The following is a 20,479-nucleotide window of genomic DNA, read 5'->3' on the forward strand; positions in this document are numbered from 1 at the left end:
CCGGGGGCCGGGCGTCAGCCGCGAGCCCGCCGCGCCATCGAGCGCAGCACCTCCGCGGTGGGCACGGGCGCCTGGCGTACACCGGTCAGCCGCTGGTCTATGTAGGCGGTGTGGTCCGCGGTCGCGGCGATGAACTCGGCCGCCGCACCCTGGGGCCGGAAGCCGTGCCGTACCGCCAGCTTCCGCAGCCCGGGGTCGGTGGACAGCAGCTCGCCGAGCTCGCGGCCGTGGTCCGTCAGCGGTACGAGGGTGTGGTCGCTGGACACCGTGGTGTCCGGGTAGAGGACGACGAGGTCGCCGATCTCCTGCCGCTGGCTGCTCATCAGGAGGGAGGCCACCTGCGACTCGTAGACCAGCACGAGGGGGTTGCCCACTCCGCTGATGAAGTCGCGGAACGGTGCGTCGCTGCTCGGCTGCTGCGCGCCCTGGACCTGGACGAGCTTGCGCATGAGGGGCGCGGTGCGCTCCACGGCCTTCGCGTCCGCGGCGACCCGGCCGCCGTCGGCTACGTACGAGGCGGCGGCGAGGTAGAGAGCGCCGGAGTTGGAGGTGACGGGGTCGGTGCTCGTGATGAACACCGTGCCGCTCAACTCGGCATGCCCGGAGGCCCCCTTCAGCTGCTGCCAGGTGCGGTCGTCCTCGGCCGCCGCGAGGTAGGGACCCATGAGCAGAGTGCCCTGCGTGGTGAACTTCGACCCGCCGGCGGCCCGCAGCCGGGCCAGCCCGTTGTCCGCGAGGACCTCGGCCGCGTTGCGATGGGCCACCACGACGAGCGGCGAGTAGAACGGCCGCAGCGGGCCGCCCTGGGCGTCGGCTCCCCGACGCAGCTCATCGGCCGGGGCCTTGGAGCCGGGGAAGGCGAAGTCGTGGCCCTTCAGGGGCAGCCGGTCCATCGCCCAGGACCCGGAGGTCTCGGTCCGAACGGTGAACCCCTTGGCCGCGAGGGCCTTCACGGTGTCGGGGTCGGCGAAGAACTCGGCCTTCTCCGACCCGATCACTCCGCGCACGGTCTTCGCGGCGGTGCCGCTCTCCCCGCTGTCGCGGCCCAGGGCGACGGCCGCTGCCACACCGGCGATCAGCACGACCGCCAGGACGATTCCCACGATGCGTCTCACCTGCGCAGCGTGCTCGCGGAAACCCACATTCCGGGCCGAGTTGGGTGGACGGAAGATGAAGGGGTCATCCCAGTACGCAACGGCCCCGGGCCATGGCGCCCGGTCCGCGCGCCTCGACGGCACGCGGACCGGGGCCGTCAGTGGGCGCCGACCAGCTGCCCGGAGAGGGCGGGGTCGGCGAGGGCCGCCGTGTGGGCGTCCATCCGTAGCGCGGAGAGGATGGCGGCGGTCGTGTCGGCGCGGGACGCCGCCACCAGCAGGGCACGGCCCGCGAGGGCGTGGGCACGGCGGTGGAGGACCGCGGGGGCGGCGTCGGTCAGGCCGGCGTGCCGCGCGGGCGGGGTGCCGCGCAGCCGGGCCACCTGCTCGGCGATCCGGTCGCCCGGCACGGTGAGGCCCAGCTCGTCGGTGACCGCGAGGAGGGCCGCCAGGTGCCCGGCGAGCTGGATGTCCAGCTCCTCCTCGCGGCTGCGGTGCGGAAAGTCCGCTTCGTCGGCCGGGGTGTGGACCGAGGAGCTGCGGATCGGCTCGTACATGGATGGCCTCCCGATGGTGCGTGGAGCCATCCTACATTGGAATGAGTCTAAAGTTGTGTGCGTTCCGGAAGAGGGTTGGTCCTCGGCCCCTTCCTCAGGGCTGACCGTAACCGTCCAGGAAGGTACCGATCCGGGTCACCGCGTCGGTCAGGTCCTCGACCGTCGGCAGCGTGACGATCCGGAAGTGATCGGGCTCGGGCCAATTGAAGCCGGTGCCCTGCACGACCATGATCTTCTCGGCCCGCAGCAGGTCCAGCACCATCTGCCGGTCGTCCTTGATCTTGTAGACCCTGGGGTCGAGCCGGGGGAAGAGATACAGCGCCCCCTTCGGCTTCACACAGGTCACCCCGGGGATCGAGGTCAGCAGGTCGTACGCCACATCCCGCTGCTCCAGGATCCGGCCGCCCGGCAGTACCAGATCCTGGATCGACTGCCGGCCGCCGAGCGCCGTGGCCACCGCGTGCTGCGAGGGCATGTTGGCGCAGAGCCGCATGTTGGCGAGGATCGTCAGCCCCTCGATGTACGAGGTGGCGTGCGCCTTCGGTCCGCAGACGGCCATCCAGCCGGAGCGGTAGCCGGCCACCCGGTAGTTCTTGGAGAGCCCGTTGAAGGTCAGCACCATGAGATCCGGGGCCAGCGCCGCCGTCGGGGTGTGGGTCGCGCCGTCGTAGAGGATCCGGTCGTAGATCTCGTCGGAACAGACGATCAGGTTGTGCCGCCGGGCGATCTCCGTGAGACCGCGCAGCATCTCGTCGTCGTACACCGCGCCGGTCGGGTTGTTCGGGTTGATGATCACCAGGGCCTTGGTGCGGTCGGTGATCCTCCGCTCGATGTCCGCGAGGTCCGGCATCCAGTCGGCCTGCTCGTCGCACCGGTAGTGCACGGCCGTCCCGCCCGCCAGCGAGACCGACGCGGTCCACAGCGGATAGTCGGGAGCCGGTACGAGCACCTCGTCGCCGTCGTCCAGCAGCGCCTGCATCGACATCTGGATCAGCTCGGAGACGCCGTTGCCCAGGTAGATGTCCTCGACGTCGAGTTCGATGCCCTTGGTCTGGTAGTGCTGCATCACCGCGCGGCGCGCGGACAGCAGACCCTTCGCGTCGCCGTAACCGTGCGCGCCCGCGACGTTGCGCAGGATGTCCTCGAGGATCTCCGGCGGGCACTCGAACCCGAACGCGGCGGGGTTGCCCGTGTTCAGCTTGAGGATGCGCTGACCGGCCGCTTCCAGCCGCATCGCCTCCTCCAGCACGGGACCCCGGATCTCGTAACAGACGTTGGAGAGCTTCGTGGACTGGATGACCTGCATGTCCGCGAGCTTACGGCGGCGTTTCGCGAGGTGCGCGGGGATTGCTCCCGGCGTACTCCCTCCGGGGCGCCTCCCCGCCCCGTCCCGTCTTCCATCGCCATGCCCGCCGCCGCTCCGGACCGTGGGATCGCCCGGTCGGGGCGGCGTCGCGGCTTGGAAACGGGGCGTGGGCGGCCGGAACGGGTGAGATGCGCCACGCGGGTGCCCGTACCGGGGCCCTGCGCCGACCCGGCCGGGCCGGCGCGCTCGTTCCGGCGCCTGTCATCCCGGCCGTCACCACGCCCGACGCGTACCGGCGCGCCCGTTCCCGCCGCCGTGGGCGTCACTCCGGCAGCCGGACGCCCTCCGGGAGACGGATGCCGAAGTCGTCCGACAGGACGCGCAGCGCCTCGTCGCCGTCCTTCAGCCGCCGCTCCCGGACCGTGCCGTCGTCGGCCGTCTCCACCAGGTGGAGCCCCGACAGCGCGAGGTGGGAGCCGATCCGGGTGCGCTGCGCGTACACCGCCTGCCGGAACGGCGAGCGCGGGTACGTCGCGATGAACCAGTTGAGCACCTCGTAGTCCGGCTTCTCGTACGGGTCCAGGGTGAAGTCGTACTGCGGCTCCCACGACCCGCCCTGGTCGGCCTGGAGCTCCCACAGCGGCAGCGGACCGTGGTGCGGTGCGTGGACCAGCCGGTGACGGCGCGGCACGTCGGACAGCTCGGCGCCCTCCACCAGTTCGATGGGCTCCAGCAGGGCACCGGACGCCCCGTACCCGACGTCCGCCAGATACGGGTGCGGCTCGCCCGTCACATCCACCCGCATCAGCATGTGCGTACGGGGCCGGATGTCGCCCGGCGCGGCGCCCAGCACCACGCGGGCCGTCAGCGGCGTCACGGAGAAACCGATCTGCCTGAGCGCGGCGGAGAAAAGGGTGTTGTGCTCGTAGCAGTACCCGCCGCGCCCGCCGTGCACGAGCTTCGCCTCCAGGTCGGCGAGTGCCAGCGACGGGGCGGAGCCGAGGACGGCCTCCAGGTTCTCGAGCGGGATGCCGGTCAGATGGGCGCGGTGCAGGGACCGCAGAACCTCCAGCGTGGGGCGGGGCTTTCCGGTCCAGCCGATGCGGGCGAAGTACGCGTCGAGGTCGAGAGTCATACACCGACCGTACGCAGCCGGGGCGCGGGCGCGACTCCGGCCCCGGACCGGCGGGAGCGGCGGCTCAGATCTTGCTCAACTCGGGTGCGAGCCGGGCCGGGCCGGGTAGCGGTGATCATATGAGCATGTTCCGGAAGCCCCAGCCCCTCGCCGCACTCGTCCTCCGGGACGCCCCCGATGTCGTCGCCGGGCTCCGGCGTGCGCTGGAGACCGCCACGGACTCCGAGCGCCCCGGGCTGGAGCGCGCCCTGGTCGTGGCCGAGGACGCCGCCGCGCGCCCCGACGAGGAGCTGCGCGGCCGGTGGGTGCGACAGCGGCTCGCCGCCGCCGGACATCAGGGGCCGGCGGACTCCGTGGAGGCCATCAAGATCCTGCGCCGGGCCGAACCCGGTCTGACGCTGCTCCAAGCGGTGACGTACGCCAAGGAGGCGGCGGCGGCGGAGGCCTGAGGCGGGCCGGGCGGAAGCCGCGTGGTTGTCGCACCTGCCGATTAGGCTGGTCGACCGTGCGGGGCAGCGAGAACCCACTGTGGAGTGGGCGGTCACCTCGCTTCCGGTGACCAGGCAGGGGGAGGGCGGACGATGCGGATCGTACGGAGGCCGGGGGCTTTCGTCTGCGGGATCGACGCGGCGATGGACGTGATCGGCGGCAAGTGGAAGGTGCTCATCCTGTGGGCGTTGAACGAGCGGACCTGCCGCTTCGGTGAGCTGCGCCGGGCCGTGACCGGGGTGACCGAGAAGGTGCTCAGCTCGCATCTCAAGGAGCTGGAGGACGACGGCATCGTGCACCGCGAGGTGTACGCCGAAGTGCCGCCGCGCGTGGAGTATTCGCTCACCCCTCTGGGCCTCTCGCTGAACGCCGCGCTGGAACCGCTGGGGCAGTGGGGGCGCGACCACATCTCTCGCGGCACGGAGGAGACCGAGGCCGACGGCTGTGGCGGCGCGGAGGAGACCGGAGCCGATACGGGAGTCGGTGCGGGAGTCGGTGCGGGAGTCGGTGTCGCGGTCGACGCCGGAGTCGGCGCCTCGGCCTGTCGCGGGGCCGCCCCCGAGCCCGTGGCGGGACTGAGGTAGCGAACGCGGCGGTCGCGACGGGAACCGGCCCCCTGAGAGAGGGCCCCTTGTGATGGCCTGACATCTGCGCCAACATGCGCATGTCAAAAGCCGGAAGATCTCCGGTCCTTGGCATCACTGGAGGGGACCCCCCACATGAACAAGCCTCTCGTCGGTGCGTTTCTCGCTGCACTGCTCCTGGGAGCCGGTGTCGCGCCCGTCGCCGCAGCCGCACCCGCGCCGCAGACACAGGAAGCCGCGCCCAAGGCCGACCCCGCCGCGAAGGCCGTGACCTTCGCCGGGACCGTCGCGCTCAGCAACTGCTCGGGCTCCGTCGTCCGTCGCCCCGACGCCGCCCCCACCGACCCCGCCCTCGTGCTCTCCAACGGGCACTGCATGGAGTCCGGCTTCCCGGGCCCCGGCGAGGTCGTGGTCGACCGGCCGTCCTCCCGGACGTTCACCCTGCTCAACGCCTCGGGCAGGGGTGTCGGCACCCTGAAGGCGAGCAAGATCGCGTACGGCACCATGACCGACACCGACCTCTCGCTCTACGAACTCACCAGCACCTACCAGCAGATCGAGGACGGCTACGGCATCCGGGCGCTGGAGCTGGAGACCGCCCACCCGACGGCGGGCACCGCCATCACGGTCGCCTCCGGCTACTGGAAGCGCACCTACAGCTGCGACATCGACGGCTTCGTCCACCAGCTCAAGGAGGGCCGGTGGACCTGGAAGGACTCGGTCCGCTACACCCCGGAGTGCCGGACCATCGGCGGTACGTCCGGCTCGCCGGTGATCGACGACGCCACCGGCAAGGTGGTCGCCGTCAACAACACCGGTAACGAGAGCGGTCAGGAGTGCACGGACAACAACCCGTGCGAGGTCGACGAGAACGGCGAGGTGACCGTCCGTGAGGGCATCAACTACGCCCAGCAGACGTACAACATGGTGCCGTGCATCGGGGCCGGCAGCGCGATCGACCTCACCCGTGAGGGCTGTGCGCTGCCCAAGCCGTAACCGGAGCGACGGCAGTCGCCAACGGTGAGCCCGGCGCGCGCCGGGCGGCCCCGTCCACTACCGGGGCCGCCGGGCGCGCGCCGCCTCGATCCCGTCCAGGAGCACCCCGAGCCCCACCCGGAACGCCTCCCGGGCCTCCCGCTCCGGATACGGCATGGCCTCCGCGCCCTCCTCCGCGACCGAATACGGCTCCACCGGTCCGTCCGCCTCCAGCCGGCTCACGGCGGGGAAGCGCTCCGCGAAGTCGGGGACGAGCTCCGTCAGGGCCGCCGAGCGCGCCGCCCACCACTCCTCGTCGGAACTCCCGGTCGCCGCCGCGGCCAGCCGTGCGTCGGCCACCACCTGCGCCGACCCCCGAAGATACGGGTACAGGGTCCCCACCAGCCGCCGCAGCGACCCCGCATCGAGGCCGGTCGCCCGCAACAGGGCGACCAGCGCGTCCAGGCCCGCGTACTCGTGCGGCCCCAGCACCGGGCGCGCCTGCGAGACCTGGAGCACCCAGGGGTGCCGGACGTAGAACTCCAGGAGCTCCCCGGCCCAGGCGGTGAGCGCCGCCCGCCAGTGGGCCGGCTCCGGCCGGGCGGCGGGGAGTTCGGCGTGGACGGCGTCGTACATCAGGTCCAGCAGCTCGCTCTTGCCGGGGACGTAGGTGTAGAGCGCCATCGCCGTGCGCCCGAGCCGGTCGCCGACCGCGCGCATCGACAGGGCCCCCATCCCCTCCTCGTCCGCGAGCGCCACGGCGGCCGCAACGATCGCGTCGACGTTCAGCCGGGGCTTGGGGCCCGGACCGCCGCGCGTGGGGGGCGGGGCGTCCGCGCGCCAGAGGAGGGAGAGGGAACGGCGCGGGTCGCCCTGCCCGGCGAAGACCACCACTTGCGACTCCTTACGGCGTAAAGTAACGTCCGGCGGGTAATTCATTACGCCGTAAGTTATCAGCGTGGGAGAGAGGTCGGGCACGAATGAACCGGACGTTGCCGGTCACCTGGGTGCGGGTCACGGACGTCGAGCGGATCACCCCCCGGACGGCCAGGATCGGCTTCACCGCCGACGAACTTCCCGGCCTGCTGGAGGACCGCCCCGATCAGCAGCTGAAGCTCTGCCTGCCGCGCGCCGGGCAGACCGTGCCCCGGTTGCCGGAGGCGGAGGCGGACGACCCGTACGGCATGCGCTGGTACGAGGCGTTCCTCGCGATCCCGGAGGCGGAACGGCCCTGGATGCGCAGCTTCACCGTCCGCGCCTACGACCGCCCACGCAACGTGATGACCGTGGACCTCGTGCTCCACGGTGACGGTGGCCCCGCGTCCCGCTGGGGAGCGGCGGCCCGGGCCGGCGACGTCCTCGGCATGGTCGGCCCGTCCTCCCTCTATGCCCGGCCGCTGCCCGCCGCCCGGCGGATGCTCCTCGCCGGGGACGAGACGGCGCTCCCCGCGATCGCCACGGTGCTGGAGGCGCTGCCCGCCGGAACCCGGGCCGTGGTCTTCGCCGAGGTGGCGGACGCGGGGGAGGAGCGGGAGCTGCCGTCCGCCGTCGGCGGGTCCGAGGTCCGGTGGGTGCGCCGGGACCGGGGCGGCTCGCTGCCGACGGCGGTGCGGGAGGCCGGACCGGTCCTCGACGGGGTGGACGCGGCCTGGGTGGCGGGCGAGTCCTCCGCCGTCCGGGAGCTCCGCCGCCATCTGGTGGAGGAGCGCCGACTGCCCAGGACCGCCGTCGAGTTCAGCGGCTACTGGCGGCGCGCGCTCACCCAGGACGACGCCCCCACCGAGGAGGACCTCGCCTGGGCGGCGGAACGCGCGGCGGACGGTCGGTGAAGAGCCTTCAGACCGCCCCGGCACCCGCTCCCCGGACCGCCCGGCCCGCAAGCACCGGGGTCCGCCTGCCGTCCTCGATGACGAAACGGCCGTCGATCAGCACATGCGGGATGCCGACCGGGAGCGCGCGCGGCTTCTCGAACGTGGAGCCCGCCGCCACCGTCTCCGGGTCGAACAGCACCAGGTCCGCGCGGTAGCCCTCGCGCACCAGGCCCCGGTCCGCGAGCCGCAGCCGGGCGGCCGGGCGCGAGGTCAGATGGGCGACGCACTCCTCCAGCGAGAGGATGCCCAACTCCCGGACGTACCGGCCGAGATACTGCGGGAACGTGCCGTACGCCCGAGGGTGCGGCTTGTCGCCCTGGAGGATGCCGTCGCTGCCCCCGGTGTGCACCGGGTGCCGCATGATCTGCTGGACGTTCTCCTCATGGCCCACGTGCTGGAGGATCGTCGTCCCGAGCCGGTCCTCGGTGAGCAGCCGCCGGGCGGTCACCCAGGGCTCCTCGTCCCGCAGCGCCGCCGACGCCGCCACCGTGCGCCCCACGTACTCGGCCAGGTGCGGTGCGCCGACGCCGGAGATCTCGATGGTGTCCCACTCGATCGGCACGCCGTGGCAGCCGTCCGAGCCCAGCACCTCCAGGTGGTGCCGGATCCGCTCCGCGCTCTCCGCGTCCGCGAGCCGCGCGAGGATCGCGTCCGGCCCGCCCTCGCTCGCCCAACTCGGCAGCACGGCCACCAGCGTGGTGCAGCCCGGGGTGTACGGGTAGGTGTCGAGCGAGATGTCGGCCCCGGCGGCGAGCGCCCCGTCGAGCAGGGCGAGGAGATCCGGCGCCCTGCCCTTGTTCACCCCGAAGTTCATGGTGGCGTGGGCGAGATGGAGGGCGCAGCCGGCGCTCCGGGTGAGCCGCACCATCTCCTCGTACGCTTCGAGCGCTCCGGCCCCGTAACTGCGGTGGTGCGGGCAGTAGTAACCGCCGTGGCGGGCCACCACCCGGCACAGCTCGGTGAGTTCGGCGTCATCCGCGTACATCCCGGGCGTGTAGGTGAGCCCCGAGGACATCCCGACCGCGCCCTCCCGCATGCCCTGGTCCACCAGCTCCTTCATCCGGGCCAGTTCGGCGTCGGTGGCGGGCCGGTCGTCCCAGCCCACGGCGTACATCCGGACCGTGCCCTGGGGGATGAGGTAGGCGGCGTTGACCGCGACGCCCCGGCCGCCGAAGTTCCGGTCGAGCCGGTCCAGATAGCCGCCGACGGTGCGCCAGTCGAAGTCGATGTCGCTCCCGTCGCCGTTCCAGCCGGTGATGGAGCGCCTGACCTCGGCGAGCGTGCGGTCGTCGGCCGGGGCGTAGGACAGCCCGTCCTGGCCCAGTACCTCCAGGGTGACGCCCTGCGCGGCCTTCGCGCTGTGGTCGGGATCGCGCAGCAGCGCCAGGTCGCTGTGGGCGTGCATGTCGATGAAGCCGGGGGCGAGCGCGAGGCCGTCCGCGTCCACGGCCCGGGTGGCGGTGGGGCGGGGGCCGGGGGAGCCCTCGGGGTGGATCTCGGCTATGCGGCCGCCGGCGAGGGCCACATCGGCGCGGTAGGAGGGTGCGCCGGTGCCGTCGACGACGAGCGCGTCACGCAGGACCAGGTCCATGGGTCACCTATCCGATCGGGGAGGGGCCGGGTGTCGCGGGCCCATGGCTCTAGAAGAACGTGCGGATGTAGTCGGTGACCGTGCCGTCCGCCGTGACCAGCGGGATCAACTGCCACTTGTCGAAACTGGTGCAGGGGTGCGAGAGGCCCATGCCGACCCAGTCGCCCACCTCCAGCTCCGTGCCCGCCGCCGTGCGCACCCAGGTGTGCTGGTCGGAGAGGCCGGTGACCGTGACCCCGGTGGCGGGCCTGACCGAGCCGTCCCGGCCGGAGCGGACCACCTGCGCCTCGGGCAGGTCGAGGTCGTACGCCGCGTCGCGCTTGCCCGCGTTCAGGAACGCCTGCTCGCCGGAGGGGCGGGAGACGACCTGCGCCCAGAGGCGGAAGGCGGGCTCCAGCGCGCCTTCCTCGGGGACGCGGTTGAACGGGGTGAGGTGCTTGTAGTGCCCGTCGTCGTGCGAGACGTACGCGCCGGAGCGCAGCAACTTCAGGACCGGCAGGCTCAGTTCGGGAATCTCGGCGAAGACGTCCGCGACCGCGTCGAACCAGGCGCTGCCGCCCGCGCTGACGATGATCTCGTCGGCCGCGGTGAACCGCCGCTCGGCGTCGAAGGAGGCCGCGAGCCCGACGAGCCGCCGCAGCCACTCCCGTACGCGCTCCGGGTCGGCGTCCGGCACCTCGCCCTCGTACCCGGCGACGCCCACCAGCCGCAGCGAACCGGCCGCCGCCACCGCGTCGGCCACGGCCGCGCATGCGGCCTCCGTGCGGGCCCCGGTGCGCGCGCCCTCGCCCGCGCCCAGCTCCACGACCACGTCGACCGGGCGGGTGGCGCCCGCCGCGCCGAGGGCCTCGTTCATCAGCTCGACCCCGCGCACGGAGTCGACGTAACAGGCGAAGCGGAACTCCGGGTCGGCGGCCAGCTCGCCGGCCAGCCAGCGCAGGGCGACGGCGTCGACCAGCTCGTTGGCGAGGAAGATCCGCCCGATCCCGTACGCCCGGTAGACCCGGGCCTGGTGCGGCACGGCGGCTGTGATGCCCCACGCCCCGCGCTTCAGCTGGTCGACGAAGAGCTGCGGGGACATGGACGTCTTGCCGTGCGGGGCGAACGCGAGGCCGTGGCGCTCGGCGTACGTCTCCAGGAGATCGAGGTTGTGCGCGACCGACTCGGCGGAGAGCGCGAGCACGGGGGTGGTGAACCCGCCGGTGAAGAGGTTGCGGCGTTCGGCGGCCAGCGCCCCGACCGTCAGGCCCTCCGCGTCCGGAGGCAGGGCCTTGAAGCGGTGGTCGACGCGTTCGTCGGCGAGGCCGGACGCCAGGGACGCGGGGGAGGCGCCGGGGGCGGAGGGCGCGGGAACGGCGGTGTGGCCGGTGGGGCGTTCGGCTGCCAAGGGGGACTCCTCGAAGTTCGTTGCAACATATGCAACACCCATTGCGTATATCGCTCAACGCTGTCTAACATCCGAGCCGATGCCCGGTCAATGGTGACCACCGGCCCGCACGCCGATCAGTCAGGAGCCCTCCAGTGCCCGGACCCGCAGCAGGGACGGCCGACGCCGCCACGACCACCGATGTCGTCTGCCTCGGTGAGTCCATGGTGACGTTCCTCCCCTCGCAGCCCGGCCGCCTCGCCGACGTGCCCTCCTTCGGGCGCGGGATCGGCGGCGCCGAGTCCAATGTGGCCTGCGCGCTCGCCGCAGCCGGGCACCGGGCGGCCTGGGTCGGCCGGGTCGGCGCGGACGGCTTCGGCGACCACCTCGTCGAGGCGATCGCGTCGTACGGGGTCGACACCTCGGCCGTCCGCCGCGATCCGGCCCGCCCGACCGGCATCTACTTCCGTACGGCCACGGATCGCGGGACCGACACCCACGAGGTCGCCTACTACCGGGCCGGGTCCGCCGCCTCCGCGATGTCCCCGGACAACGTGCCGTACGAGGACCTCCTCGCGGGCCGTGTCCTGCACCTGTCCGGGATCACGGCCGCGCTGTCCGCCGACTGCCTGGCGCTGCTGCGGGACCTCACGGCCGCGCGGCCGGGGCGCCCGTTGGTGTCGTTCGACGTGAACCACCGGCCGCATCTGTGGCGGGGCGGCGACGCCGACGCTTCCGTGCTGCTGGAGCTGGCCCGCCGTTCCGACCTCGTGTTCGTCGGCGAGGACGAGGCGGAGGAGGCGTGGGGGATCGTCGGCGCGGAGGCGATCCGGGCGGCGCTGCCGGAGCCCGCCGCGGTGGTCGTGAAGCGGGGGAGCGCGGGCGCGACGGTGTTCTCGGGGCCCCGCCCCGGGCCCCGCTCCTCAGACGCCGGCGGGGCTGAAAACGCCCCCGGAGTCGGCTCGGCGGGGGCCGAAGGGGCGGAGGACGCCGCCGGAGTGGCCAGGTTCGCCGCCGACACCGTTATTCCCGTCCCCGCCCTCCGCGTCGACGTCGTGGCCGCCGTCGGGGCCGGAGACGCGTTCGCCGCCGGGTTCCTCTCCGCCACTCTGCGCGGGCTGCCCGTGCGGGACCGGGTCCGGCACGGGCACCTCATGGCCGCCGCCGTCCTCACCGTCCCCGGCGACCTCACCGACCCGCCCGCCCGCGACCACGCCGACCGCCTCGCGGCCCTCGACGACGACGCCTGGGGGAGACTTCGTCTCGGCCCCGGCTGGACCGCAGCCGACCGGGCCTCCGAGGAGGTACGCACACCATGAGCCAGACCGTCGACCGGGCGCTCAGCATCCTGCCGCTGCTCGCCCAGGGACCCGCCGACCTCGGCCAGGTCGCCGAGCGGCTCGGCGTCCACAAGTCCACGGCGCTGCGGCTGCTGCGTACGCTCCACGAGCACGGCCTCGTCTACCGCCAGGAGGACCAGCGCTACCGCCTCGGCGCCCGGCTCTTCGCGCTCGCCCAGGAGGCCGTCGAGAACCTCGACGTGCGCGAGATCGCCCACTCCCACCTGGTCGCGCTGAACGACCGGTGCGGGCACACCGTCCACCTCGCCGTGTACGAGGAGCAGGAAGTCCTCTACATCGACAAGGTCGAGAGCCGCTACCCGGTCCGGATGTACTCACGGATCGGCAAGCCCGTGGCGATCACCGTCGCCGCCGTGGCCAAGCTGCTGCTGGCCGACCTCACCGAGCCCGAGCGGCGCGTCATCGCCGAGAAGCTCGACTACCCCATGTACACGTCCCGTTCGACGCCGGGCGCCGCCGCGTTCCTCAAGGAGCTGGCCGTCGTCCGCGAACAGGGATGGGCCACCGACCTCGGTGGCCACGAGGAGTCCATCAACTGCATCGGCGCCCCCATTCGCGGCGCGGACGGGCGGGTCGTCGCGGCCATGTCGGTGTCCGCACCCAATGTGGTCGTCACGGCCGAGGAACTCCTCACCCTGCTCCCGCTGGTCCGGCGCACCGCCGAGACCATCAGCCGGGAGTACTCCGGCACCACCCGACCCAAGAAAGCCTGATCCGCCATGACCGAGAAGACCGCCCTCACCCCCTCCACCCACACCACGCCGCCCGCGAAGTTCTCGCACGGCGTGAAGAAGGGGAACATCCTCCAGGTCGCCGGCCAGGTCGGCTTCCTCCCCGCCGTGGAGGGCCAGGCCCCCACACCCGCCGGCCCCACGCTCCGCGAGCAGACCCTCCAGACCTTCGCCAACGTCAAGGCGATCCTGGAGGAGGGCGGCGCGAGCTGGGACGACGTGATGATGATGCGCGTCTACCTCACGGACGTGGACCACTTCGCGGAGATGAACGAGATCTACAACACCTACTTCGCCGAGCAGAACCTCAAGGAGGCCCCCTCGGCCCGCACGACGGTCTACGTCGGCCTGCCCAAGGGGCTGCTCATCGAGATCGACGCCCTCGCGGTGATCGGCTGACCGCCCCCCGGCGCGCCGTCCCCTCGGCCCGCTGACCCGGCCCGCCGACCCCCGCTCGCCGACCACTCCGGTCCGCCGGCCACCCCGGTCCGCCGGCCACCTCGGTCGGTTGACCACCCCGGTCCGCCGGCCACCTCGGTCGGTTGACCACCCCGGTCCGCCGGCCACCTCGGTCGGTTGACCACCCCGGCCACGCCGCCCTCCCGGTCGGCCGACCACCCCGGCGCGCCGCCCCCGTCCCCCTGATCGCAGGCCCCCGCTGACCGCTCCACCCCACCCGCAGGACCGCTCCAGCACGCCGTACGGCACGGCGCCCCGCTCCCCGGGGGCGCCGTGCCGCGCTCCCCCCTGCCCTCCAGCACCACCGGAGTCCCCATGCTGCTCGCCGCCGGCCCACCGCCGGTCGAGACACCACCGCGCACCGGTGGTCTGCTCCTCCTGATCGACGGCACCGCCGGTCTGCTGACCGTCGCCGCCCTCGGCATCGCCCTCCTGCTCTTCCTGATCATCAAGGTCAGGCTCCAGCCGTTCGTCGCCCTGCTCGCGGTCTCCATAGCCGTCGGCCTCGGCGCCGGGCTCTCGGTCACCGAACTCTTCGGCACCGTGCAGAAATCCGCCGCCGTCTCGGTCATCGAGTCCGGCATGGGCGGCATCCTCGGCCATGTCGCGATCATCATCGGGCTCGGCACCATGCTCGGTGCGATCCTCGAAGTGTCCGGCGGAGCGGAGGTGCTGAGTGCGCGTCTGCTGAACGCCTTCGGCGAGAAGCGCGCCCCGCTCGCCATGGGTATGACGGGTCTCGTCTTCGGCATCCCGGTCTTCTTCGACGTCGGCATCTTCGTCCTCGCACCGATCGTGTACGCCGCCGCCAAGCGCTCCGGAAAATCGATCCTGCTCTACGCGATGCCGCTGCTGGCGGGCCTGTCGATGACCCACGCGTTCCTGCCGCCGCACCCGGGACCGGTGGCCGCCGCCGGACTCTTCAACGTCTCGCTCGGCTGGGTCATCCTGATGGGCGTCGTCGTCGGCGTCCCGTCGGTCATCGCCGCCTGGGCGTACGCCGCCTGGATCGGCAAGCGGATCTTCGTCGACGTCCCGCAGGACATGGTGGAGGCCGCCGAGGAGGCCAAGGCCGCCGTCGCCGCCGAACAGCGCGCCGCCGGGGTCACCCCGCACGAGAAGCCGGTCCCGCTCGGCACGGTCCTCGCGATCATCGGCACCCCGCTGATCCTGATCCTCGCCGCGACGTTCTCCTCCATCGCCCTGGACCCCTCCACGCTCCGCTCGGTCGTCGAGTTCTTCGGCAACCCGTTCGTCGCCCTGACGATCGCCCTGTTGCTCGCGTACTACCTGCTGGGCATCCGGCGCGGCTGGTCCCGCAAGTCCCTGGAATCGGTCTCCACGTCCTCGCTCAAGCCCGTCGGCAACATCCTGCTGGTGGTCGGCGCGGGCGGTATCTTCGGCGCGGTCCTCAAGGGCAGCGGCATCGCGGACGCGCTGGCCGACACCTTCAACGACGTCGGCCTGCCGGTCATCCTGCTCGCCTGGCTGATCTCGGTCGTCCTGCGCGTCGCCCAGGGCTCGGCCACCGTCGCGATCGTCACGACGGCCGGCATCGTGGTCCCGCTGGTCGAGGGCCAGGACCTGTCCCAGGCCCACCTCGCCCTGATCATCATGGCGATCTCGGCGGGCTCGATCTTCGCCTCGCACGTGAACGACGGCGGCTTCTGGATGGTGTCGAAGTACTTCGGCATCAGCGAGCGCGACACCCTCAAGTCCTGGACCGTGCTGGAGACGGTGCTCTCGGTCGCGGGCTTCGTCGTCGCGGCGCTGCTCAGCCTGGTCATCTAGCGAACCGGCACACACGGGGACGTTCCCCGTCCCCGTGTGTGCCGGTTCCCTGCGCCCCCTTGTGCTGTCCCGCCTATTGCGCTTCCTTGATCGGCATGGCGGAGACAAGCGCAACCACAGGGGCAGGGGAGCCGGCCTCCCGACCACGTGAGTCCAGCTGGAAGTACATCGGCCCCGGCATCGTCGTCGCGGCGACCGGAGTCGGGGCCGGTGACCTGGTCGCGACGCTCATCGCGGGCAGCAAGTTCGGATACACCCTGATGTGGGCGGCGGTGATCGGCTGCGTCGTCAAGATCTCGCTCGCCGAGGCGGCCGGCCGCTGGCATCTGGCGACCGGCCGGACGCTCTTCGACGGCTGGCGCAGCCTGGGCCCCTGGACCACGGTGTACTTCGCGGTCTACGTCGTGCTCTGGGGCTTCCTCTACGGGGCGACGGCCATGTCCTCCAGCGCGCTGCCCATCGTGGCGCTGTTCCCCGACGGCCCCGGGCTGAAGTTCTGGGCGATCGTCACCGGGCTGGTCGGGCTGGCCTTCGTCTGGTTCAACCGGTACGCCGTCTTCGAGAAGGTCATGACGGTCCTGATCGGCATCATGTTCGTGGTGGTCGTGTACGTGGCCGTCCGCGTCGTGCCGGACGTCGGGGCCTCGTTCGCCGGGCTGCTGCCCGTGCTCCCGGACGGCTCGCTCCTCTACACCCTCGGGCTGATCGGCGGCGTCGGCGGCACGATCACCATGGCCGCGTACGGGTACTGGGTCAACGCCAAGGGCTGGAGCAACTCCTCCTGGATGAAGGTGATGCGGCTCGACAACCGGGTCGCCTACATCACCACCGGGGTCTTCGTCGTGGCGATGCTCATCGTCGGCGCCGAGCTGCTGCACGCCTCCCAGACCGCCCTCACCTCCGGGGACCGGGGCCTGATCGACCTGGGCAAGGTGCTGGAGGACCGCTTCGGCGACGGCACCGCCAAGCTCTTCCTGGTGGGCTTCTTCGCCACGTCGTTCTCGTCGCTGATCGGCGTCTGGCACGGGGTCAGCCTGATGTTCGCCGACTTCGTGGAGCGGTTCCGGGCTCCGGCGGCCGGTGCGGCGAAGACCGAGGGGCACGAGGGTCCGGAGGTCGCCGAGCGCCGGCAGCGCTCCCTGCCGTTCCGCGCGTACCTCCTGTGGCTGACCTTCCCGCCGATGACCCTGCTCTGGCTGGACCAGCCCTTCGGCCTGGTCATCGCCTACGGGGTGCTCGGCGCCTTCTTCATGCCGTTCCTCGCCCTGACCCTGCTCTGGCTGCTCAACTCCTCCCGTACGCCGGGGGAATGGCGCAACGGATGGCTCAGCAACGGGATGCTCGCCCTGTCCGGGCTCCTGTTCGTCGTGCTGTGCGTCCAGCAGGTGCGCGAACTGCCCTGGTGACCCGTTGCGCCGGTGGCCATGTGGCCATGTGGCCCGATGCCCCGGCTCCCTGGCGACCGGGTGGTCGCCGACGTAACGCCGCAGCGCCGCCGGGGGAGCGGCGGCGCTGCGGGTTCCGGGTGGTGCGGTGTCGTTACGGCAGGCTGCGGACGTGCGGTCCGACCGCCTTCGACCAGGCGAACCCGGCCGTCGCGTCCCAGTTCGTCGACCAGGTCATCACGCCGCGCAGCGACGGATAGGTCTTGGACGGCTTGAACGACCCGCAGTTGGTGCCCTTGGCGAGGCAGTCCAGCGCCGCGTTCACGATCGACGGGGAGACGTAGCCGCTGCCCGCGGCGCGGGTGGAGGAGGGGACGCCGATGCCGACCTGGGACGGGTCGAGGCCGCCCTCCAGCTGGATGCAGGCCAGCGCGGTGAGGAAGTCCACCGAGCCCTGCGAGTAGACCTTGCCGTCGCAGCCGAGCATCGAACCGCTGTTGTAGTACTGCATGTTGACGACGGTCAGGATGTCCTTGACGTTGAGCGCCGTCTTGAAGTACTCGCCCGAGGTCGACTGCATGTCGATGGTCTGCGGGGCCATCGTGAGGACCAGCCCGGGGCCCGCCTTCGCCGACAGCTGGCGCAGCGCCTTCGTCATGTAGGTGGCGTTGAGGCCGTTCTCCAGGTCGATGTCGACCCCGTTGAAGCCGTAGTCCTGCATCAGCGCGTACACCGAGTTGGCGAACGCGGTGGCGGAGGCGTCGCTGTCGACGCGGACCGTGCCCAGCTCGCCGCCGATCGAGATGATGACGTTCTTGCCGACCGCCTGCTTGGCCTTGATATCCGCACGGAACTGGGCGTCGGTGTAGCCGTTCAGCCCGGCGGTGTCCAGGTTGAAGGTGACCGCGCCCTGGGTCGCCGTGGCGTCCGCGAAGGAGACCGCGATGATGTCGTAGTCGGCGGGGAGGTCGCTGAGCTTCTGGACGGCCGCGCCGTTGTTGAAGTTCTGCCAGTAGCCGGTCACCGCGTGCTTGGGCACGGTGGGCCCGGGGCCGGGGCCCGTACCCTCCTTGGCCGTACGGGCGCTGATGGCGGCGGACTTGACCGACTCACCGGCCGCGTTGGTGGCGCTCACCGAGAACTGGTAGGCGGTGTCCGCGGTGAGGCCCGTGACGGTCGCCGAGGTTCCGGTGGAGGTGGTGGCCTGCACACCGTTCCGGTACACCTTGTAGCCCGTGGCGCCGGAAACCGCGTTCCAGGACAGGGCGACGGAGGACGTGGTCGTGGCGCCCGCCGTGAGCCCCGCGGGAGCCGCCGGGATGACCGGTCCGGGCTCCTCGCCGCCACCGCCGTCGGGGCCGGTCACCTCGAAGTCGTCGGCGAGGTAGGCGGCCTGCCCGTACCAGCCGTGGGTGTAGACGGTCACCGAGGTGGTGTTCGCGCCGGTCTTGAAGCTGGTGGACAGCTTGGTCCAGGTGGCGGAGCCCGGCGTCCAGGTGGAGACGTCGGTGGTTCCGGTGCCGCTCACGCCGAGGTAGGCGTAACCGCCCTGCACCCAGGAGCTGAGGGCGTACGTCGAGTTGGGCTTCACCTTGACGGCCTGCGAACACTTGGCGTTGTCCTGGCCGGCCGGGGTGGCCTTCAGCGCCGACGTACCGCCGTGCACGGGGGAGGAGACGACGGTGCCGCTGTTTCCGGCGCAGGTCCAGTTGGCGAGGCCCGACTCGAAGCCCGCGTTCTTGGCGTTGTTGACGTCGGCGGCCTGGGCGGTGCTGACGAGTCCGGTGACGGTCAGGGCCGCGGCCGCGATGACGGCCATGGTGCCGCCGAGGACGGGACGGGAGCGACGACGCCTTCTGCGACTGCTGCCTGCGGAGCGTTCCACTGGTTCCTCCGTGGGGAGTTGGTGGCCTGGCGGGGGACGTGCGGGAGTGCCGGACGGACGAGGGGCGGCCGGGGCTGCACGGGGTGGGCCGGGCGGAGCGGGGATGTCGTACGGCGGTGGTACAGGGGGTGCTGAACCGGGGACGTTGAACACGGGGTGTCCGGCCGGGGGCGGTGGCCACCGCTTGGCGCATAAAACTGGTCCAGACCAATCAAGTTGTCAAGACCTCTGGCAGTAAAACGCCTACAGCGAACGGGAGCGCGAGGTCGTGCCGCCGGGTCGGCGACGGGGCGCCCGAGGTCCCGGGGAGGTCCCCGGCGAGGGTTTCTCCGCCGGGAGCCTCCCCCACGCCCGCACATCGCCCCCCGCACGGGTGATCTTGTGGGCGCTCTTCCGACGGTCACGGAAACGCCCTTACGAAAAGGAGGCCGGCATGCCGGAATCCAGTCTGACGTGCGCGAATGGATACCTGATCGAGAACCGGGCGCAGGCTTCGGTAACGCTACGCGATGACAGTCGAGTTGGGCAGAATCGATTTCGTCCCGTTTAGCACCCGGGCCCCGTAGGAACGGTGTTCGCATGATGCCGTACTGGTCTCCGATAACTGTTCTCTGCCTGCTGAGACGTGGCTAAAGTGCTGGGTCAGGAGCACGGAGTCAGGAGCGATTGCGGCCGACGTCCCCACGTCGACCGGAGCCGAAACGGGGAAGAGCGTGCCGACCGCAATAGCAGTGACGAGCGCAGACCTGGTGCTGCCGCCCACCGACCAGCAGACGCCGACCGCCGCTCTGCTCCAGGCCCCCGAGGCCCAGACGCTGGAGCTGGCGATTGGCGACATGCACCTGCTGCTGGAACAGCACGGGTATGTGATCGCCCTCTACCCCTCGGGTATCCGGCCCGAGCACGAGCGTCGCCTCCACTCCATCCGCTCGGTGCTGGAGAGCGACCGGATCGCCCTGGTCAAGGTGGACCTCCCGCCCCTCGGCCTCGCGGTACTGGTGCGCCAGCTGCGACAGTTGTCCATCTGCGACTTCAGCCCCGGGGTGGTCGCCTCCGCCGCCCGGCTGCTCTCGCACTACATCTACGCGGGCGCACTCCTCAACTCCGTCGCCCGGCTCGACCGGGTCCCGGTCAGCCTCAAGAGCCACGCCAAGTCCTGGGTCCCCGGGTCCCAGTTCGCCGTGCTCGCCGGGCCCGAGTCGCAGTTGGTGAAGGTGGGCCCGACCGTCGAACCTCCGACGGGACCGGATTTTGGTACGCATCTTCTGGTCGCCAAAGGGAATCTGCAGTCGGACTGGGTACAGGAGACCCTCGCGCCCGCCTGGAAGGTCCAGGCCATTCACGACGCCACGGTCCCGTCCGACTCACCGCGCTGGTGGGGCACGGGAAAGCTGGTGGAGTTCGCCGCCCACCTACCGGACCTCCCCGTGCTCTACCAGTTGGTCTCCTCCGTACGCCGGGAAAAGTGCCACTGGTGCGCCATGGAACTCATCGGCGACCGCTGCGCATTCTGTTCCGCTCCTCTCACGGCTTCGGAGAACCGCGCGCTCCTCACCGGTGTCCTCCCCCACGGGGCCGGCGAATCACCGGGCCCCTAGCGAGGCCGCTCCTCCCCGCAGGACCCGCTCCTCCCGGTTCCTGCCCGCACTTCCCGCACTTCCCGCACTTCTGGCACTCCTTGTACTCCCCGCACGAGACCGTCCCCGCTCCGGTCGGCCCGCAGCAGCGCGCCACCGTAGATGTAAGCGCGTAACCGCTCCGCCTCGACCGCTCGACCGTTTCACCGCTCCACCTCGACCGTTTTACCGCTCCACCGCTCCACCGCAGATGTATGCGCGTAACCGTCTGCACCGCACCGCTCTCCCTGTCCGCAGTCCGTCCCCACGCATCCGATTCGAA

The 20,479-nt window shown here is 71.7% G+C and carries 18 protein-coding genes; 10 read left to right on the forward strand and 8 right to left on the reverse strand.

What is annotated here, in order from left to right; translation table 11 throughout:
* Positions 1 to 14: 14 nt before the first annotated feature.
* The 4 genes from ACH4RG_RS07030 to ACH4RG_RS07045 all read right to left on the reverse strand — a co-directional run bounded on the left by ACH4RG_RS07030 (position 15) and on the right by ACH4RG_RS07045 (position 4,092).
* Positions 15 to 1,103, reverse strand: a complete 1,089-nt coding sequence (locus ACH4RG_RS07030; RefSeq protein ID WP_397920594.1) for a hypothetical protein — start codon at positions 1,101 to 1,103, stop codon at positions 15 to 17.
* A 149-nt stretch (positions 1,104 to 1,252) separates the two neighbouring features.
* Positions 1,253 to 1,651 (reverse strand): hypothetical protein, encoded by a 399-nt coding sequence (locus ACH4RG_RS07035; RefSeq protein ID WP_397920319.1) that lies wholly within the window; start codon positions 1,649 to 1,651, stop codon positions 1,253 to 1,255.
* 94 nt (positions 1,652 to 1,745) lie between these two features.
* Complete coding sequence (locus ACH4RG_RS07040) at positions 1,746 to 2,957, reverse strand: pyridoxal phosphate-dependent aminotransferase (RefSeq protein WP_397920321.1); 1,212 nt, start codon at positions 2,955 to 2,957, stop codon at positions 1,746 to 1,748.
* Between the two features lie 322 nt (positions 2,958 to 3,279).
* Entirely contained in the window at positions 3,280 to 4,092 is an 813-nt protein-coding gene (locus tag ACH4RG_RS07045; protein WP_398539213.1) for an arylamine N-acetyltransferase, read from the reverse strand.
* 119 nt (positions 4,093 to 4,211) lie between these two features.
* Here ACH4RG_RS07045 and ACH4RG_RS07050 point away from each other — a divergent pair, with 119 nt between their 5' ends.
* The 3 genes from ACH4RG_RS07050 to ACH4RG_RS07060 all read left to right on the forward strand — a co-directional run bounded on the left by ACH4RG_RS07050 (position 4,212) and on the right by ACH4RG_RS07060 (position 6,161).
* Positions 4,212 to 4,541, forward strand: coding sequence for a hypothetical protein (locus tag ACH4RG_RS07050; protein WP_397920325.1), 330 nt, complete (start codon positions 4,212 to 4,214; stop codon positions 4,539 to 4,541).
* 132 nt (positions 4,542 to 4,673) lie between these two features.
* Complete coding sequence (locus tag ACH4RG_RS07055) at positions 4,674 to 5,165, forward strand: winged helix-turn-helix transcriptional regulator (RefSeq protein WP_398539214.1); 492 nt, start codon at positions 4,674 to 4,676, stop codon at positions 5,163 to 5,165.
* A gap of 135 nt (positions 5,166 to 5,300) precedes the next feature.
* Entirely contained in the window at positions 5,301 to 6,161 is an 861-nt protein-coding gene (locus ACH4RG_RS07060) for a serine protease (protein ID WP_397920329.1), read from the forward strand.
* Between the two features lie 57 nt (positions 6,162 to 6,218).
* Here ACH4RG_RS07060 and ACH4RG_RS07065 read toward each other — a convergent pair whose 3' ends face one another.
* Complete coding sequence (locus ACH4RG_RS07065) at positions 6,219 to 7,034, reverse strand: TetR/AcrR family transcriptional regulator C-terminal domain-containing protein (protein ID WP_398539215.1); 816 nt, start codon at positions 7,032 to 7,034, stop codon at positions 6,219 to 6,221.
* Positions 7,035 to 7,120: 86 nt separating this feature from the next.
* Between ACH4RG_RS07065 and ACH4RG_RS07070 the strand changes: the two genes are divergently transcribed.
* The gene (locus tag ACH4RG_RS07070; protein ID WP_397929822.1) at positions 7,121 to 7,969 is read left to right on the forward strand and encodes a siderophore-interacting protein; all 849 of its coding nucleotides are present in this window, start codon (positions 7,121 to 7,123) and stop codon (positions 7,967 to 7,969) included.
* Between the two features lie 7 nt (positions 7,970 to 7,976).
* Here ACH4RG_RS07070 and ACH4RG_RS07075 read toward each other — a convergent pair whose 3' ends face one another.
* Positions 7,977 to 9,602, reverse strand: a complete 1,626-nt coding sequence (locus ACH4RG_RS07075; protein WP_398539216.1) for an amidohydrolase family protein — start codon at positions 9,600 to 9,602, stop codon at positions 7,977 to 7,979.
* Between the two features lie 49 nt (positions 9,603 to 9,651).
* Positions 9,652 to 10,989 carry an alanine racemase gene (locus ACH4RG_RS07080; RefSeq protein WP_397929828.1) on the reverse strand — a complete coding sequence of 446 codons (1,338 nt, stop codon included), beginning with the start codon at positions 10,987 to 10,989 and terminating at the stop codon, positions 9,652 to 9,654.
* A 134-nt stretch (positions 10,990 to 11,123) separates the two neighbouring features.
* On the opposite strand from ACH4RG_RS07080, the gene ACH4RG_RS07085 reads away from it, so the two are divergent.
* The 5 genes from ACH4RG_RS07085 (at position 11,124) to ACH4RG_RS07105 (ending at position 16,716) form a co-directional block, all read left to right on the forward strand.
* Positions 11,124 to 12,287, forward strand: coding sequence for a sugar kinase (locus ACH4RG_RS07085; protein ID WP_398539217.1), 1,164 nt, complete (start codon positions 11,124 to 11,126; stop codon positions 12,285 to 12,287).
* Positions 12,284 to 13,042: an IclR family transcriptional regulator gene (locus ACH4RG_RS07090; protein ID WP_069753718.1), complete on the forward strand. Its 759-nt coding sequence runs from the start codon at positions 12,284 to 12,286 to the stop codon at positions 13,040 to 13,042. Before ACH4RG_RS07085 ends, ACH4RG_RS07090 begins: the two co-directional genes overlap by 4 nt.
* Before the next feature lie 6 nt (positions 13,043 to 13,048).
* Positions 13,049 to 13,459, forward strand: a complete 411-nt coding sequence (locus ACH4RG_RS07095; protein ID WP_217222554.1) for a RidA family protein — start codon at positions 13,049 to 13,051, stop codon at positions 13,457 to 13,459.
* A gap of 375 nt (positions 13,460 to 13,834) precedes the next feature.
* Complete coding sequence (locus tag ACH4RG_RS07100; RefSeq protein ID WP_397920596.1) at positions 13,835 to 15,310, forward strand: GntP family permease; 1,476 nt, start codon at positions 13,835 to 13,837, stop codon at positions 15,308 to 15,310.
* A 95-nt stretch (positions 15,311 to 15,405) separates the two neighbouring features.
* Positions 15,406 to 16,716 (forward strand): Nramp family divalent metal transporter, encoded by a 1,311-nt coding sequence (locus ACH4RG_RS07105; RefSeq protein ID WP_397929834.1) that lies wholly within the window; start codon positions 15,406 to 15,408, stop codon positions 16,714 to 16,716.
* A 133-nt stretch (positions 16,717 to 16,849) separates the two neighbouring features.
* On the opposite strand, the gene ACH4RG_RS07110 is transcribed toward ACH4RG_RS07105, so the two are convergent.
* Positions 16,850 to 18,580, reverse strand: coding sequence for a chitinase (locus tag ACH4RG_RS07110; protein WP_397920337.1), 1,731 nt, complete (start codon positions 18,578 to 18,580; stop codon positions 16,850 to 16,852).
* 731 nt (positions 18,581 to 19,311) lie between these two features.
* Between ACH4RG_RS07110 and ACH4RG_RS07115 the strand changes: the two genes are divergently transcribed.
* Positions 19,312 to 20,178, forward strand: coding sequence for a hypothetical protein (locus ACH4RG_RS07115; protein ID WP_397929837.1), 867 nt, complete (start codon positions 19,312 to 19,314; stop codon positions 20,176 to 20,178).
* The last annotated feature ends 301 nt before the right edge of the window (positions 20,179 to 20,479 follow it).

It is taken from the genome of Streptomyces sp. NPDC021019, assembly GCF_044333295.1.
GTDB lineage: Bacteria > Actinomycetota > Actinomycetes > Streptomycetales > Streptomycetaceae > Streptomyces.